Source organism: Corynebacterium sp. c8Ua_99 (assembly GCF_039907185.1).
Classification (GTDB): Bacteria; Actinomycetota; Actinomycetes; order Mycobacteriales; family Mycobacteriaceae; genus Corynebacterium; species Corynebacterium jeikeium_D.
The window spans coordinates 120,898-135,420 of sequence record NZ_JASBOG010000002.1 but is presented as its reverse complement, the minus strand read 5'-3'; the positions used below and the strand labels follow the sequence as shown (position 1 = coordinate 135,420).

Genomic DNA, 14,523 nt, shown 5'->3' with positions numbered 1-14,523 from the left:
GGTGTTATCGATTCCTCCTCCGCGGTGCTGAACCGCCGTTCCTATTGTTTCGGCCCGGGCGCTGGCGCGAACGCGACTGTCCGCCACGGCCTTCGCCCCGAATCCTACTGCCCCGGCCTGAGCTTGACGACGACCAGGAGCCCTGTGACCGTCCAGCCCGCGGCGACCTCGCTGTAAATCCCCGCGTCCGTCCGTTGTCACTGCGAGGGGAATAATCCACTTCGCGGCCACGAACGCTGCCCGAGTTTCCGGAGCTGCCGGAGGTTCGGGAGCCACGCTGCGGGGCGGCACCTCGACCACTGCGGCTGCCTCCACTACGGCCGGGCCGATTGGGTCGGTCAGCTCGGCCACTGTAGGTTTCCCGCACCTGCGCCCCCTCGCCGCGTGGAGTACGCGCTCCACTGGTCACCACGGGAGGACCGAAGCGTTGCGGATCGCGATGGGCACGCACCTTCGGCGCGTGGCGACGCGATTCGTCATACGGGATTGGTTCCGGAATACCCAGGAACCTGTCCAGCCCCGGACGTCCCGAAGTCTGCATTGCAGAGACTGCCTCCGATTCGTGGCGGGCACATGTGGCCAGCAGACCCATCGAGAACAACGTCACCATCGCCGATGTACCACCGGCGGAAATCAGCGGCAGCTGCAGACCAGTCACTGGCAACGCACCAACGACGTAGCCGATGTTGATGAAAGCCTGCACCACGGTTGCAGCAGTAATCGTGCCCGCGAGCAGACGGAGAAACGGATCGTTCTGACGACCGGCGATACGAAGTCCCACCCAGCCGAGCGCTGCGTAGAGCAAAATAACCATCAGCGCGCCGAGGAAACCAGTCTCCTCACCGATAATGGCGAAAATGAAGTCATTCTTCGCCTCCGGTAGGTATCCCCACTTCGCGCTCGACTGACCGAGACCGACACCGGTGAGAGAGCCGTCGGCAAGCGAAAGAAAGCCTTGGTAGGACTGGTAGGCATCGCCCTGCACGTCGTTGAAGTTACCAAGCAGCGAGTCCAAGTAGACCCTGATTCGCGCCGAACGGAAACCCGCGGTGACGGTAAAAATCACCAGGGCGAAAGCCGCAGCGGCAAGCAGCCCGGTGATGAATACGCGCGGCAGGCCAGCGAACCACGCCAACGCCACCACGACGAACGCCATGGAAGCAACCATGCCGAGGTCACGCTGCAGCATCACCAGTGCCAATACCACGAAGCTGACCGCACCGAACAGCCCGAACAAATCGGTATAGGACACAGCAGTGCGGACCTTTTCAGCCAGCAGCTTCGAACCCCACAGTGCCAGCGCGATCTTCGCGATTTCTGACGGCTGCATGGTGATACCACCAATACTCAGCCACGAACGCGCACCGGTTTCCTCCAGGCCGATGCCGATACCAGGGATAATCACCAAAACCAGCAGCACAAAGGACAAAATCAGCGCTGCTGTCGATAGCGAGCGAATCAATTCCACCCGCATTCGCAGCACGATCCACATGGAGATGAGACCCGCCACCACCATGACCAGCTGACGGATGAACACCGACCACACGCTGCCCGAGTCATTACCCGCGCTGGCCATGGATGCCGACAGCACCATCACCAGTCCGATTGACGTCAGCAGCGCGACGATAATCATCAGTAGGTGGTAGTCGAACAGCGGACGCGACTTCCAGTCGTTAAAACGCTCCACCCACGCCGGCCGCTCTCGAGCACTAGAGCTAGACGACGAGGGCCGCTGTGAACTGGTAGCCTTCGTCCCCTTTTGTGCCGTCGCGGCACTAGCGCTTAAATTACGAGCCTTGCGGGAGTTATCCATCAGTTGACGTCACCTTCTGCGCCCATTGCGCGAACAAGTCGCCACGTTCAGCCATTCCGGAGTACATGTCCAAGCTGGCGGCAGCTGGTGCCAACAGCACCACATCCCCAGGGTTGGCATATTCACTAGCTGCCATACAGGCCTTTGCCATGGCATCAACCTTGTCGGTGTCATCAATGACAACGACCGGCACAGCAGGTGCGATGCGGGAGAGCGCATCGCTGACTAGTTGCCTATCGACGCCCAGAACCACGGCGGCCTGCAGGCGATGAGCATGCTTCGCCACTAGCGGAGAGATTTCCGCGCCCTTGAGCTGACCACCGACGATCCAAACGACACGCTCATGACCGGACAGTGCAGCGTCGGCAGCGTGGGGGTTGGTGGCCTTGGAGTCATCAATCCACACGACATCATTTGCCTTATGGACAATCTGACCGCGGTGTGCGCGAACTTCGAAAGTCTCCAATGCCGCTGCAATTTGCTCCGGTGAGGTACCGATACTGCGCGCCATCGCAGTGGCGGCCACCGCGTCGAGAACACCTGCCCGGCCGGGAGGAGAAATTCCCGCTACCGGTGCGATGACAATGCCCGGACCAGAGTCGTCAGCTGCGGCATCGCCGCCGCCAAAAGCGCGGTCGACAATCATGCCGTCGCGAACTCCGACCTGGTGTGCCTCCGGGGGACCATCGGTAAAGCCCACGACGGAGTTGCCGAGCTCGTCGTTTTTCAGCATCTTTTCCACGTGCTCGACGACATCTGCGTCATCCGCACCGTAGATTGCGCCAGTACCGCGCAGCGCACGGGTCTTGTCCAGACCGTAGTTTTCGTAAGAACCGTGCCAGTCGATGTGGTCTTCCGCCAGGTTCAGCAGTACTCCCGCATCTGGGCGAATGTTTGGAGCCCAGTGCAGCTGGAAGCTGGACAGCTCTGCGGCCAAGACCTCGATACGAGGCTCAGCAGTCAGTGCGTCGTACAGAGCCACACCAATGTTGCCCACAGCTGCGCCCTGCTCCCCGAGCATGGCGGCCAGCATGGAGGTGGTTGTGGTCTTGCCGTTAGTGCCGGTGACTACCAGCCAGGTACGTTTCGGCCCCCACAGCTGGGCACAGTCGCCGGCGAAAGCCAGCGCCACATCGCCGAATACCGGGACACCGGCCTCAGCGGCGGCGCCGAACAGCGGACTGGTCGGACGCCACCCCGGCGAGGTCACAATCGCAACCGCGTCGGCAAGCTCGTCGCGAGAGTCTGCGGTCGTGACATGCCGAACCGAAAAGTCAGCGGCAACCAGTGCGCCGAGAGCGGAATCGTCCACGACGACAACTTCCGGACAGCCGATGTCCTTGAGCATCGCAATGGCACCGCGACCGGAAACTCCGGCTCCTGCCACCAGAACTCGACCAGAGCGCACCGTAGCGACTAAGTCGAGATTTCGGATATCGGTGAGGTTGGTCGGGTCTGGTGAGTTAATCATTGAAATACGCCTACCTGAGAGAGCCAGTCACTGTAGAAGATGGCTGCGCCAATCATGTTGAAAATGCCTGCGAGTAGCCAGAAGCGAACGACAACAGTTGTCTCCGCCCAACCTCCGTTTTCGAAGTGGTGATGGAGAGGAGCCATGCGGAATACGCGCTTGCCAGTCGTCTGGAAAACCGCGATCTGGATTGCCACGGAAGCAACTTCCATCACGAAGATGAAGCCAATGATAACCATCAGCAGCTCAGTCTTGGTGACAAATGACAGACCCGCTACCAAACCGCCAAGAGCCAGCGAACCGGTATCTCCCATGAAGATCTTTGCCGGCGCTGCATTCCACCACAGGAAGCCCAAACAGGCGCCCAGACCCGCGACGGAAATAACGGCGATATCCAGTGGATCGCGGACGTTGTAGCAACCGCTGCCCAGCGAAGCCTCGCAAGAGTTACGGAACTGCCAGAAGGAAATCAGCGTGTAGGTGGCCAGTAGCAGCGCGGTGGCGCCAGCGGCCAGGCCGTCAAGGCCATCAGTGAGGTTGACGGCATTCGTCCATGCGGCAATGACGATGAAGACAAATACCAGGAAGACAATCATGCCGAACCACACAGGCCCCGGTGCCAGATTCAGGAACGGAATATCTCGAATCAGCGACAAGCTCGTCGAACCGGGAGTCAAGCCAGACGCATCCGGGAACTGCAGCAGCAGCACGCCGAAAATCAGCGCTGCCGCCAGCTGCCCAACCAGCTTCGCTGTCTTGTTCAGCCCCAGGTTGCGTCCTTTGTAGAGTTTGATGAAGTCATCGGCAAAACCCAATGCGCCCATCGCCAGAACCAGGAACATGACCAACAGACCGGAGGCCGACGGCCCTACGCCAGTCTGGATATACGTAACGAGGTGTGAGAGGAAATAGCCAGCGACGATTGCGGCGATGATGGCGATGCCGCCCATGGTCGGAGTTCCCCGCTTGCGCAGGTGGCTCTTCGGCCCTTCTTCACGGATCTCCTGGCCAAGACCTTCAGCAGAGAATTTGCGAATAAGCACTGGTGTTAAAAAGACACTCACCAGGAATGCAATCGCACCACTGAGAATAAGTTGAATCACTTACTTTTCCTCTCCGCTTTCACCTTCGGGCGTAGTCCCAACCTTGGCAGCCAGCGAGTCCGCGACCCGCCACATACCGTCCGCATAGGAGGCCTTGACTAACACCACATCGTCCGGACGCACCTCGGCCGCCACCAAATCCGCGGCAGTGGATGTATCCGGCACCCTAGAAGTATTTAACCCCAACTCTTCCGCTTTGTCGGCCAGGGCATGCACATTAGAACTCTCTCCGACTGCAATTAGTCGATCGATGCCGCGGCCCACAAGGTACTCGCCAAGCGACGAGTGCTCATCTTCAGCGGAATCACCAAGCTCACCCATCTGTCCCAGCACGGCCCACGATGAGGCGTCCTGGTGCGTTGGGCCAGCTGCTGTACGTGCCAGAGCGTCAATCCCCGCACGCATCGAATCAGGGTTGGCATTATAGGAGTCGTTAATTACGACGATATTGCCAGTGAGCTGCTGGACATCCATGCGCCGCTCTGACGCTGCCACATGCGCAGCCATCGCCTTTGCGACCTGCTCAGCATCAATACCGGACTCCACTGCCACCGCAATCGCCGCCAGGGCATTGGCCACTTGGTGCGCACCATAGACCTGCAGTTGGATCGGGAGTGTACGCCCATCCGGTACATGCAGGTCAAAAGATGCACGAGCAAAATCATCGAGATGCACATTCGTGGCGCGGTAATCCGCGGTTGCGTGGCGTTCGGAGTTCTCATCGGCAGAGAAGAACACCACCTTCGCCTGGGTACGCGGAGCCATGCCAGTGACGTAGTCATCGTCGGCATTGAGTACGGCCACACCGCCCTGCTCCGCAGCCGGCAGCGCTTCCACGAGCTCGCCCTTAGCCTGCGCGATTGCCTCGCGCGAGCCAAACTCACCAAGGTGCGCCGTGCCAACATTGAGCACCGCACCGATCGTCGGTGGCGCGATGCGCGCCAGGTGGGCCACATGCCCAATTCCGCGTGCGCTCATCTCCGCAACCAGGTACTTCGTCTCCGGAGTGCACTGCAGCACCGTGTACGGATGCCCAATTTCGTTATTAAACGACCCCTTCGGCGCCACCGTCGGACCGTCGGTACGCAGCAGCGTCGCCATCATGTCCTTCGTCGACGTCTTTCCCGCCGAACCCGTCACACCGACGACATGCAGCTGATCCTTCTTCAGCTCGTCGACGACGTAACGCGCCAACTTACCAAGCGCTTCCAGCACCGCCGCCCCGGAACCATCCGGATCGTGTGCAAATGCGTCGGCATTGGAGTCCTGCTTACCAAGGGGCTTGACGACGACCGCAGGTTGCCCAACATCTCGTGCCGCCAGTGCCATCGTCGCTCCAGCTGCCACAGCCTGATCGATGAAGTCGTGGCCGTCGACACGCGCGCCCGGTAGGGCGAGGAAGAGCGAGCCTTCGCGAATCTTTCGGGAATCGAATTCTGCGGGCTGAGTCACTGTGGCGTCATCATTGACGTGGGCGAGTTCACCTCCCACGATGTGAGCGATTTCCGCGGCGGTCAGGGCAATCATGATGTCTATAGTCCTTGTTGGTTAGAGTTCCAGGCGCCTAGTAAAGGATGATTTCTTGATTCTATTCGCTTACCGCGAATGGTTCGCGGTAGGCATGTCAGGTGGTGCGCTTCCTCAGCGATTTCAGCAATCTCAATCAGCGGATCCCTCCAGTCGCTGTGTGAGTGCTTCGGCCAGCTGCTCACGGTCATCGAACGGGTGAATCACGCCACCGATATCCTGGCCGGTTTCGTGTCCCTTGCCTGCCACCACGATGCTGTCGCCGCTGTGGGCAAGTTCGACGACACGGCGAATTGCCTGGCCGCGATCGCCGATTTCCTCAACAACCGTGTCAGAACTGGCCTTGCTGCTGGCAACCGCTTCCTTCGCACCGGCGACCACGGCCGCACGGATTTCAGAGGGCACCTCGGAGCGTGGATTGTCATCGGTGATGATGACGACATCGGCACCGCATGCAGCCTCAGCTCCCATAATTGGACGCTTGGCACTATCGCGGTCGCCACCGGCGCCGACGACAACCAGCACGCGACCTTCGGTCTGTGCACGCAAGGTGGCCAACACTTCAGCTACTGCGGCTGGCTTGTGGGCATAGTCCACCACAGCCAGGAAGTCCTGTCCGCGATCGATGCGCTCCATGCGGCCTGGCACACGCACCTGTGCCAGACCGCTCTTGGCCGCGTCATTGGCATGCCCAATCGCATCGAGCACAGCCCATGCGACTGCGGCATTGGCAACGTTGAAAGCACCCGGCAGAGGAACTTCCACCTCAACTGTGTCAGTGTTGTTTCGCGTTAGCTCCACATGCTGGACACCGTTAGTGGCGACAGTGGCTGCAGCGGCGTGCCATTCTGCAAAGACCTCGGCAGCTGGCGTCTTGTCGGTTACGCGATGCTGAGTATGGACAGTGGTGACTTGGACATCCGGGTCGCCGGCAGCGATATCTGCCATGCGGACACCCCAGTCGTCGTCGATGCACGCGACAGCCTTCGGTGCATGTGTCGGACCTTCAGGATCAAAGAGCTTGGCCTTGGCTTGGAAATACTCTTCCAAGGTCTTGTGGAAGTCCAGGTGATCCTGCGAGAGGTTGAGGAAACAGCCGACGTCGAAACTGACTCCGTCTACACGTCCCAACGACAGTGCGTGGGAAGAAACCTCCATGACAACGTGCGTCACACCCTCGGAGAGCATCTGGTGGAACAGGCGCTGGAGGGCTGGAGCCTCTGGGGTAGTCAGGCTCGACGGAACGGCACGGCCATTGATGCGCGTGCCGGTAGTACCAATGATGCCTGTCGAGCATCCAGCTGCCAGGAGCGCGCCCTCCAGCATGTAGGTCGTGGTGGTCTTGCCAGAGGTGCCGGTAACCCCAATGATGGTCAGTGAATCCGAGGGGTGATCGTAGATTTCTGCAGCAACGTGCCCCATGACGGCCCGGACATCGTCGACAACCAGGACTGGTCGAGTCTCCCCTGCTTCCCGCAGGATTTTCAGACCTTCCTCATCAGTCAGGATCGCTGTAGCAGCCGACTGCTGCGCGTAGCGCGCACCATGCGTGCGAGTACCTGGGACGGCAGCAAACATTCCGCCTTCAGGCACTTCGGCAGCGTTGAGTTCGATTGCGGCGATATCCGCTCCTGCCGCCGCGGATTCGGTAATGCCGTCAAGTCGGCCATGCGCGAGGTTACACAATTTCGCAAGGGTGGCGGTCATTGGCTGTTCCCTCTTTCAAGTCAGTCGTTGGTGTACAACAGGTTGGAAAAATTCAAGAGATTCACTTTGCAGAAACCAAAGTAATAAAAGTCTGTGTATTAGTGCTGTCGCGGTAACTTCATTGTGGTGGTGACCTCGTTACGGCTGCAGCAACAACTTGCCCTCGCGGGGTGGCGACGGCGGTACGTTGTAGCGGTTAAGCGCCCAAGCGGCGATGTCCTTAAACAGTGGGGCTGCTGACTGACCGCCGTCACCATGGACACCACGCTGGGGTTCGTCAAGCATAATGCCAATGACAAAACGGGGATCGTCGGCAGGCGCGATGCCTGCAAACGTGATGTGGTACTTGGAATTCGAGTACGCGCCGGTGTCGGGGTCAAACTTCTGCGCCGTACCTGTCTTGCCTGTGAGCGAGTATCCCTCAATACTATTGCCGGCCGCGGTACCCGACTGCTGCCCCGTGGGATCAGACTGCATAACGCCTTCAAACATAGCGCGCACAGTTTGGGCGGTCTCCGGGCTAACCACACGCACTGTTTCCGGGCGCTCTGTTGCCGTCTTCGTGCCGTCCGGGGAAATTGTCGAACGAATCATACGCGGCGGGATGCGCTCGCCATCGTTGGCGATTGCCTGGAAAACTCCTGTCATCTGCAGCAGTGTCATGGCCATACCCTGACCAATGGGCAGGTTCGCAAATGTACCGCCGGACCACTGCGGACGCTGTGGCACAAAGCCGGACGATTCACTGGGCAACTCGATACCCGTGGACTGCCCCAGCCCGAAGAGATGCAGCATCTCAGCGAAGCGGTCCTGACCCAAACGCTCTGCCAGCATTAGGGTGCCGACATTGGAGGACTTGCCGAATACACCGGTCGTCGTGAAAGCTTCCGTGCCGTGCTCCCATGCATCGCGCACGGTGACACCCGCCATATCAATCGTGCCCGGGACCTGCAGAACCTCATCCGGTGTGGTCTTGCCATCTTCGATAGCGGCCGCGGCGGTAATGATCTTTGCTACAGAGCCCGGCTCAAATGGGTTCGATACAGCGGAGTTTCCGATAGTGCGCCCCTCTTCGAGCTCGGCCCCCATATCCTTATTCGGGTTAGCCGTGTCCGCCTGCGCCATTGCAAGCACTTCGCCGGTCTTCGCGTCGAGCACGACTGCCGACGCATCCTTCGCTCCCGAGTTGGCCTTCGCCTGGTTGACCTGCTGCTGGACAAAGTACTGCATGTCGAGGTCCAGGGTCAGCTCGTAAGTCGTACCGTCCACAGCTGCGTGGACATCGCGCGTGGATCCCGGGATTGCCACACCGTTAGAGGCGATATCAATGGTCTTGCCACCGTTAATACCCTGCAAAGTGGCATCACGAGAGGCTTCAAAGCCGAACTGGCCGACGCCATCCATGCCAATCTTGCCGATGACGTTAGCCGCCGTCGCCCCATTCGGGTACTGGCGAATATCCTGACGCTCCGCCACCAGTTCCGGATACTTTTCCACGATGGCAGCGGCCTTGTCCGGGTCGACATTACGCACGAGCACCTCATAGGTGCTGTCCTCATTGCGCAGCTTCTCCAGAATGTCCTTCGAGCTCACCCGGGACGGCGCGCTCATCACCGAGTTCTCCTCGGTTTCGGGTTCCGCTTGACGACGGCGACTGCTTCCCGACTTCTCCGCGTCGATGTCGGCCACGTCGAGTAGCTTCGGCAAATCCTTGGCGATCTGCTCGAGGCGTTCATCGTAGGTAGCGACATCATCCGGGCGCTGCTTATGGGCGTCCCCAATCCACTTGCGCAAAGTGTTCGGGTGAACGGTAATACTGCGTGCCTCCATAGTGAAGGCAAGCTGAGCTCCGTTACGATCGAGAATCGCACCGCGCCGAGCTGCATCAACAACTTCCACCGTGCGCTGATTCTGCGCCGCCGCCGACAGGTCAGGACCTGCGACGAGCTGCACCCAAGCCAAACGGGAGACCAGCACTACAACTGCGATAGCGCCTATAAACTGCAGCCAGTTGCGACGTCGGATGAAGTCCTTATTACTAATGCGCATTTTTTCGCGCGGGGGCACGCTTCGGTTGGTTTTAGCATCGAGCCCCCGGCTGCGCTGACCATCCCGAACGCGACTTTGGCCTCTGCGCTCACGGGATGTAATTCGGTAAGCACGTTCGCCGAAGTCATACCCCCCTCCACGGTTGGGGTAGTCGTCTTCAGATCGAATCATGCGCTAGTGCTTTCTACTAAGTCGATTCTCCCGCGCGCGATAACGTTAGGCGGTATTCCCTGCCATCGCGAGTACTGAATTAATTAGTCTACAGTCGACTGACCAGAAACAGTGGAACCGCCAGAATATCGGACAGTTGGCCAGTTTGGCCCAGTTTGTTTTCTAAGTTCCTACGGTGCTGGAGCTGGCTCGGGTGCCGGAGCTTCCGGTGCTTCCGGCGCCGCGGCTGGCGCTTCTGGGGCTGGCGCTGGCGCTTCAGCCTCAGGCGCGGGTGCCGGAGCCGGCGCAGGTGCTGGTGCGGGCTCATGGTTCTGCGGCGCATACGGAGCGGTTGCCGGCAACCCGTTCGGACGTGGGTGCGCTTCCTCAATGGCCGGTGCCTGCATCCCCGGAACATTCTCGGTGTCCTTCGGGTTCGACGACGGCGCATGCGGAATATTCGGCGACTCGTTATTGAGGTCGACAATCTTCTGCTGCTTCTCATCGCCCGGTCGCACTTCCACGACCTTGCCTTCCGGATCGGTCGTCAAAACGGCAGGCTGCTCCGGATTGACCATGCCCTCTTCCACAGCACGCTGCGCGATAGCACCGGTTGACTTCATGTAAGCAACATCCCGCTCGAGCACCTCCAGCTGGTTACGCAGCTCCTTTTCCTTGGTCTGCGCAGCATCCAGCTGCAAGGATGTCGAGGTCGAAATACCCGACAGCCACATCGCCGCCACGATTCCGGCAACGACGAGAATGATCATCACGGCCGCACCGGCAAACTTGTGGTTATCCCTCGAGGACGTCGTAACGCGACGCCCACGCACCGAGATGACCTGCTGAGAACCTGTGCGCCCAAACCGCCGGCGCTGATAAAGATCCTGTTTCGTGCGGGCGCTGCGACCGCGCTGACGAGTCTTCGTCTTGGCACCGGCGACGGTTGCAGATGCGCCGCGGGAGGTGCGCCGGGTGGGGGCGTGCTCCGTGATTGTCGTTGCCATGCTCGAAAGTTCTCCCAGTACTTAGATCGTTAAGGGTGCGTTTGGTGCGGTTGAAAGGTTTGGGTCAATCGGCTCGAATCCGCTCGATACAGCGAACTCTCACCGGTGCGGCTCGGGGGTTGTCTTCGATCTCGCTTGCCGACGCCTTCTCCGCACCTCTCGTGATGAGAGCAAAGTGCGGTTCATGCCCCGGAAGCTCCATCGGGAGCCCCGGTGGGGTTGTCGACTTCACGCGCTCCGCAAAGTCCTTCTTGACGATGCGGTCTTCCAGACTCTGGTAGCTCATGAACACTGCACGCCCATCGACTGCGAGTGCATTGCAGACCTGTGGCAGTACATTTTCCAGAGCTTCAAGCTCACGATTTACCTCGATACGAAGAGCCTGAAACGTACGCTTGGCCGGGTGTCCGCCCTTGCGGCGAGATGCCGCCGGAATGGTTTCGTAGAGCAGCTCGACCAGACGACCGGAGGTCGTAAACGGTTCCTTCTCCCGCTCACGCAGGACTGCCGAGGCGATCTTGCCGGCGAAGCGCTCGTCGCCGTAAGTCGATAGGATGCGCGCGATATCACCGTGCGAATAGGTATTGAGCACATCCGCTGCGGTAATCCCCTGGCTTGCATCCATGCGCATGTCCAGCGGGGCGTCGACTCGGTAGGCGAATCCACGATTGACTTGGTCAAGCTGCATCGAGGAAACACCGAGATCGAAAAGCGCACCTGCAATGCCCTTCTCAGCGGCGCGGGCGAGAATGTCCTCCGCGCCACTTCCACCCGCGGCTGCAGAAATTTCACCACTGAGCACCTCGGCGAGCGAATCGAAACGCACACGGAACCCTACAAAGCGATCACCGAAGCGCGCGAGACGTTCTTCTGCCCCTCGCAATGCATTGTCATCGCGATCGAGTCCAACAACGCAGAGCTTCGGGAACTGCTCCAACAGGTATTCCGTGTGTCCACCGGCACCAAGAGTGCCGTCGACAACTACTGCGTCGTCACCCAGTGCCTCGATGCCCGGGCGCAACAAATCAGTTACTCGATGAAGCAAAACGGGGACATGACCAAACTCGCCGGACTTGCGATCATCCGCAGGTGCCGATCCGTTCATTTCCCCTCCTCACCGGGTATGTTCGCACTGGTCAGAGAATCTATCGAGTGTATTCCCGGTTTGCTTAACGACGAGTGCCGCGCCAGCAACCAGACCGCACCTCATGAGCACTACTGGGAATGCTGCTATCGGTGCTTAAAACAAAAAGCGGGGATGTTCACAGGGCCCCGCCTGACAGAACCTGGTATCGGGGAAGTACACCAGGGGCTATCAGGCAGAGTCCATGCGGACATTCCCTCTTTTCGGTTATTCCAAGCGGTTTATAAAACGCCGAACAGCGAGTCATCCTCACCTTCGGAGAAATCAGCTTCATGCTCCGCCTGGTAGGCCTCCCAGGACTCTTTGTCCCAGATCTCCAGAAAGTCAATAGAGCCGATAACCACGCACTCCTTGGAGAGATTCGCGTACCGACGGTGATCCATCGATAACGTGATTCGCCCCGAGCCATCAGGACGCTGCTCATCGGTGCTCGCCGCAAGATTTCGGATGAAAGCTCGCGCCTTGGCATTCGTACGAGAGGCCTTAGTAGCCCGCTGAGCTAATTTGACGAACTCCTCTTTCGGATACACCGCCAGAGAATGATCCTGCCCTTTAGTGACCATCAGGCCACCTGCGAGATCCTCACGGAACTTCGCTGGCAACGTCAGGCGCCCTTTGTCATCAAGCTTCGGCGTATAGGTGCCCAGAAACATGCGTCACTGGCCTCCTATCCCCGTGTCAACCTCAATGTCAACGCACAAACGCTTACCGAATTCAGGGATTTAGGCGTTGCCTTCAAGCAGAGCCGGAGGGCTGTGCTTTACCGCAGTGCCAAAATCTCGCCAAACTTTAAGCGCAAATCGGATATTCACTTCTGCAATGTTGACCAACCTCAATCAACATCACGCCCCACTTTACCCCACTATCTGCCACTATCAACACAAGAAGAAGAAAAATAGTCACAGAATCAGCGCAACCCCGCCGCCAGGACATCCACTTTAACCCAATTGACCTGGACTTTTAAAGAATCACCTCGACAATTAAAGCGCGAATAAAAAGTGGGGCACCCACCCGCAACCACGCCGATAACGACGCCACACCAACCACATTGTTAACAGAAAGCAGTTTACGCCCCACTACCCACCACTTACCTGCTAAAAACCATCCAGATTCAACCTGGTCGCCAGACTTAGCGCGTTGACCTGCAATTTTATGTCGCCAGAGCCAAACTTTCGGAGATACCAACAACGACCGCAGATAAGAATTCCTCCATCCCAATAGCTAAGTGGGGGAAAGTGGAGACTCGGGGTGGGGCAAAGTGGGTGAGATCTTGTGGAGACGATTCACGTCTAGAAAAACAAAAAAGTGAGAGCAAGCCATCGCTGGCTTGCCCTCACTTGTTAATTCTTGAGGCTTATCCCCTAACGCCCCTCGAAGCGGCCACGGAAACGCGATTCCAACGTGGAATCACCAGAGGAGCCACGGCTACCCGAGGTCCCTCGACGACTCTTTGCCGCCCCGGACTTAGTCTTTCCAAAGCTCAGCCCCGAAGCAGAACTAGCCTTCTCCTGCTTACCGGCGCCGGTCAGAGCCCAAACGCCGGAACCGAACATAAGGCCAAAGCCGGCAACCGATAACACAATGAACCAATTGCTCACAGAGAAAAGAGCGACGCCGCCAATCAACATCAGCAGACCGAGGAGCATGAGCGCAAAAACCTGGATGGAAAACCCACGAGGTGCGCTGTTTTCCTCCGGAAAGCTGAACGCATTTCCGGCCATCGTCGAACTAAATTTAGGATCCTCAGCGTAGAGTGCAGACTCGATTTCGTCGAGCATCCGCTGTTCGTGCTCAGATAGTCCCACAATTCCTCCATCGCCTACTTGAGCATTGCCCACCGCGATACTGGCGAGCCTTGACCCCTCAACTAACAATGCCGATACAACAAAGTTAATTACAGGCCACGTGCTGCTAACGCGGCGTCCGTTAGCTTCATTCTTACCCCTTCAACGGGCGACTCACCTCTATTGTTCCATGAATCCGAACAATCCCCCATTTATTTAGGAAAGCAACGCTCTAACACGCCCCCACCGGCTTACGCAGCTGCGGGCAGAACACCCAGCTCAGCCCGGACAGCCCCCAAGAATGCACAACTTAAATCCCACAACTCCTGCGCCCGCCGAGAGTCAATGCGACGCGAAATACCCAACCGGACTTCCTCACGCAGCGCGGTGAACTGCTCAAACTTGGTGACCCAGCTATCAAATTCGGGCTGCTCTTTCTTTAAACGCAACCAGGCACTCTGTGTTGCCGAACGACGACGCTTAACTACCGAGCCCGAACGAGCGCCCGAGCCAGAACCCCCAGCCACCGACACATCGTCGCGATTCAACAGCGCGCCTGCGCAACGCAGCGCCGCACAGTAGGAAAGCTCCAACATCTCATCAGAGCTGGCATTCCGAGCATTCGCTAGCAGAGCCTCTGCCCGCCCCAGCAGCTCCAGCGATTGCCTTGAGACACCGACCGGGGCGACCGAACCCGACTGCGAAATCGCCCTAAACTCCACCACGTTCGACCTTGCCACCACCCTGCTTCTCCTTTCACACAGCATT

11 protein-coding genes are annotated in these 14,523 nt (G+C 58.8%); all 11 read right to left on the bottom strand.

Annotated elements, in window-relative coordinates:
- Positions 1-4: 4 nt before the first annotated feature.
- The 11 genes from ftsW to QKE19_RS01865 all read right to left on the bottom strand — a co-directional run bounded on the left by ftsW (position 5) and on the right by QKE19_RS01865 (position 14,495).
- Positions 5-1,813, bottom strand: a complete 1,809-nt coding sequence (gene ftsW, locus QKE19_RS01915) for a putative lipid II flippase FtsW (protein ID WP_070438843.1) — start codon at positions 1,811-1,813, stop codon at positions 5-7.
- Positions 1,806-3,284, bottom strand: a complete 1,479-nt coding sequence (gene murD / locus QKE19_RS01910) for a UDP-N-acetylmuramoyl-L-alanine--D-glutamate ligase (RefSeq protein ID WP_347890229.1) — start codon at positions 3,282-3,284, stop codon at positions 1,806-1,808. Before murD ends, ftsW begins: the two co-directional genes overlap by 8 nt.
- Entirely contained in the window at positions 3,281-4,387 is a 1,107-nt protein-coding gene (mraY, locus tag QKE19_RS01905; protein WP_016423002.1) for a phospho-N-acetylmuramoyl-pentapeptide-transferase, read from the bottom strand. The genes murD and mraY overlap by 4 nt, the downstream gene beginning before the upstream one ends.
- The gene (gene murF, locus QKE19_RS01900) at positions 4,388-5,914 is read right to left on the bottom strand and encodes a UDP-N-acetylmuramoyl-tripeptide--D-alanyl-D-alanine ligase (RefSeq protein WP_347890227.1); all 1,527 of its coding nucleotides are present in this window, start codon (positions 5,912-5,914) and stop codon (positions 4,388-4,390) included.
- Positions 5,915-6,046: 132 nt separating this feature from the next.
- Complete coding sequence (locus QKE19_RS01895; protein WP_347890225.1) at positions 6,047-7,621, bottom strand: UDP-N-acetylmuramoyl-L-alanyl-D-glutamate--2,6-diaminopimelate ligase; 1,575 nt, start codon at positions 7,619-7,621, stop codon at positions 6,047-6,049.
- Positions 7,622-7,759: 138 nt separating this feature from the next.
- Positions 7,760-9,670 carry a penicillin-binding protein 2 gene (locus QKE19_RS01890; protein WP_048731186.1) on the bottom strand — a complete coding sequence of 637 codons (1,911 nt, stop codon included), beginning with the start codon at positions 9,668-9,670 and terminating at the stop codon, positions 7,760-7,762.
- A 341-nt stretch (positions 9,671-10,011) separates the two neighbouring features.
- A complete protein-coding gene (locus QKE19_RS01885) occupies positions 10,012-10,827 on the bottom strand; it encodes a hypothetical protein (protein ID WP_016423006.1) in 816 nt (271 codons plus the stop codon).
- Between the two features lie 64 nt (positions 10,828-10,891).
- Positions 10,892-11,932 (bottom strand): 16S rRNA (cytosine(1402)-N(4))-methyltransferase RsmH, encoded by a 1,041-nt coding sequence (gene rsmH, locus QKE19_RS01880; protein WP_016423007.1) that lies wholly within the window; start codon positions 11,930-11,932, stop codon positions 10,892-10,894.
- A 260-nt stretch (positions 11,933-12,192) separates the two neighbouring features.
- A complete protein-coding gene (gene mraZ, locus QKE19_RS01875) occupies positions 12,193-12,624 on the bottom strand; it encodes a division/cell wall cluster transcriptional repressor MraZ (protein ID WP_005510286.1) in 432 nt (143 codons plus the stop codon).
- A gap of 708 nt (positions 12,625-13,332) precedes the next feature.
- Positions 13,333-13,776: a DUF3040 domain-containing protein gene (locus QKE19_RS01870; RefSeq protein WP_048731191.1), complete on the bottom strand. Its 444-nt coding sequence runs from the start codon at positions 13,774-13,776 to the stop codon at positions 13,333-13,335.
- 230 nt (positions 13,777-14,006) lie between these two features.
- Positions 14,007-14,495 carry an SAV_6107 family HEPN domain-containing protein gene (locus QKE19_RS01865; protein ID WP_048731236.1) on the bottom strand — a complete coding sequence of 163 codons (489 nt, stop codon included), beginning with the start codon at positions 14,493-14,495 and terminating at the stop codon, positions 14,007-14,009.
- Positions 14,496-14,523: the final 28 nt, after the last annotated feature.

Bases quoted from the DNA above. Each gene is read 5' to 3' on its own strand.
- ftsW (WP_070438843.1), bottom strand. From the start codon at position 1,813: ATGGATAACTCCCGCAAGGCTCGTAATTTAAGCGCTAGTGCCGCGACG.
- murD (WP_347890229.1), bottom strand. From the start codon at position 3,284: ATGATTAACTCACCAGACCCGACCAACCTCACCGATATCCGAAATCTC.
- murF (WP_347890227.1), bottom strand. From the start codon at position 5,914: ATGATTGCCCTGACCGCCGCGGAAATCGCTCACATCGTGGGAGGTGAA.
- QKE19_RS01895 (WP_347890225.1), bottom strand. From the start codon at position 7,621: ATGACCGCCACCCTTGCGAAATTGTGTAACCTCGCGCATGGCCGACTT.
- QKE19_RS01890 (WP_048731186.1), bottom strand. From the start codon at position 9,670: ATGCGCATTAGTAATAAGGACTTCATCCGACGTCGCAACTGGCTGCAG.
- QKE19_RS01885 (WP_016423006.1), bottom strand. From the start codon at position 10,827: ATGGCAACGACAATCACGGAGCACGCCCCCACCCGGCGCACCTCCCGC.
- rsmH (WP_016423007.1), bottom strand. From the start codon at position 11,932: ATGAACGGATCGGCACCTGCGGATGATCGCAAGTCCGGCGAGTTTGGT.
- mraZ (WP_005510286.1), bottom strand. From the start codon at position 12,624: ATGTTTCTGGGCACCTATACGCCGAAGCTTGATGACAAAGGGCGCCTG.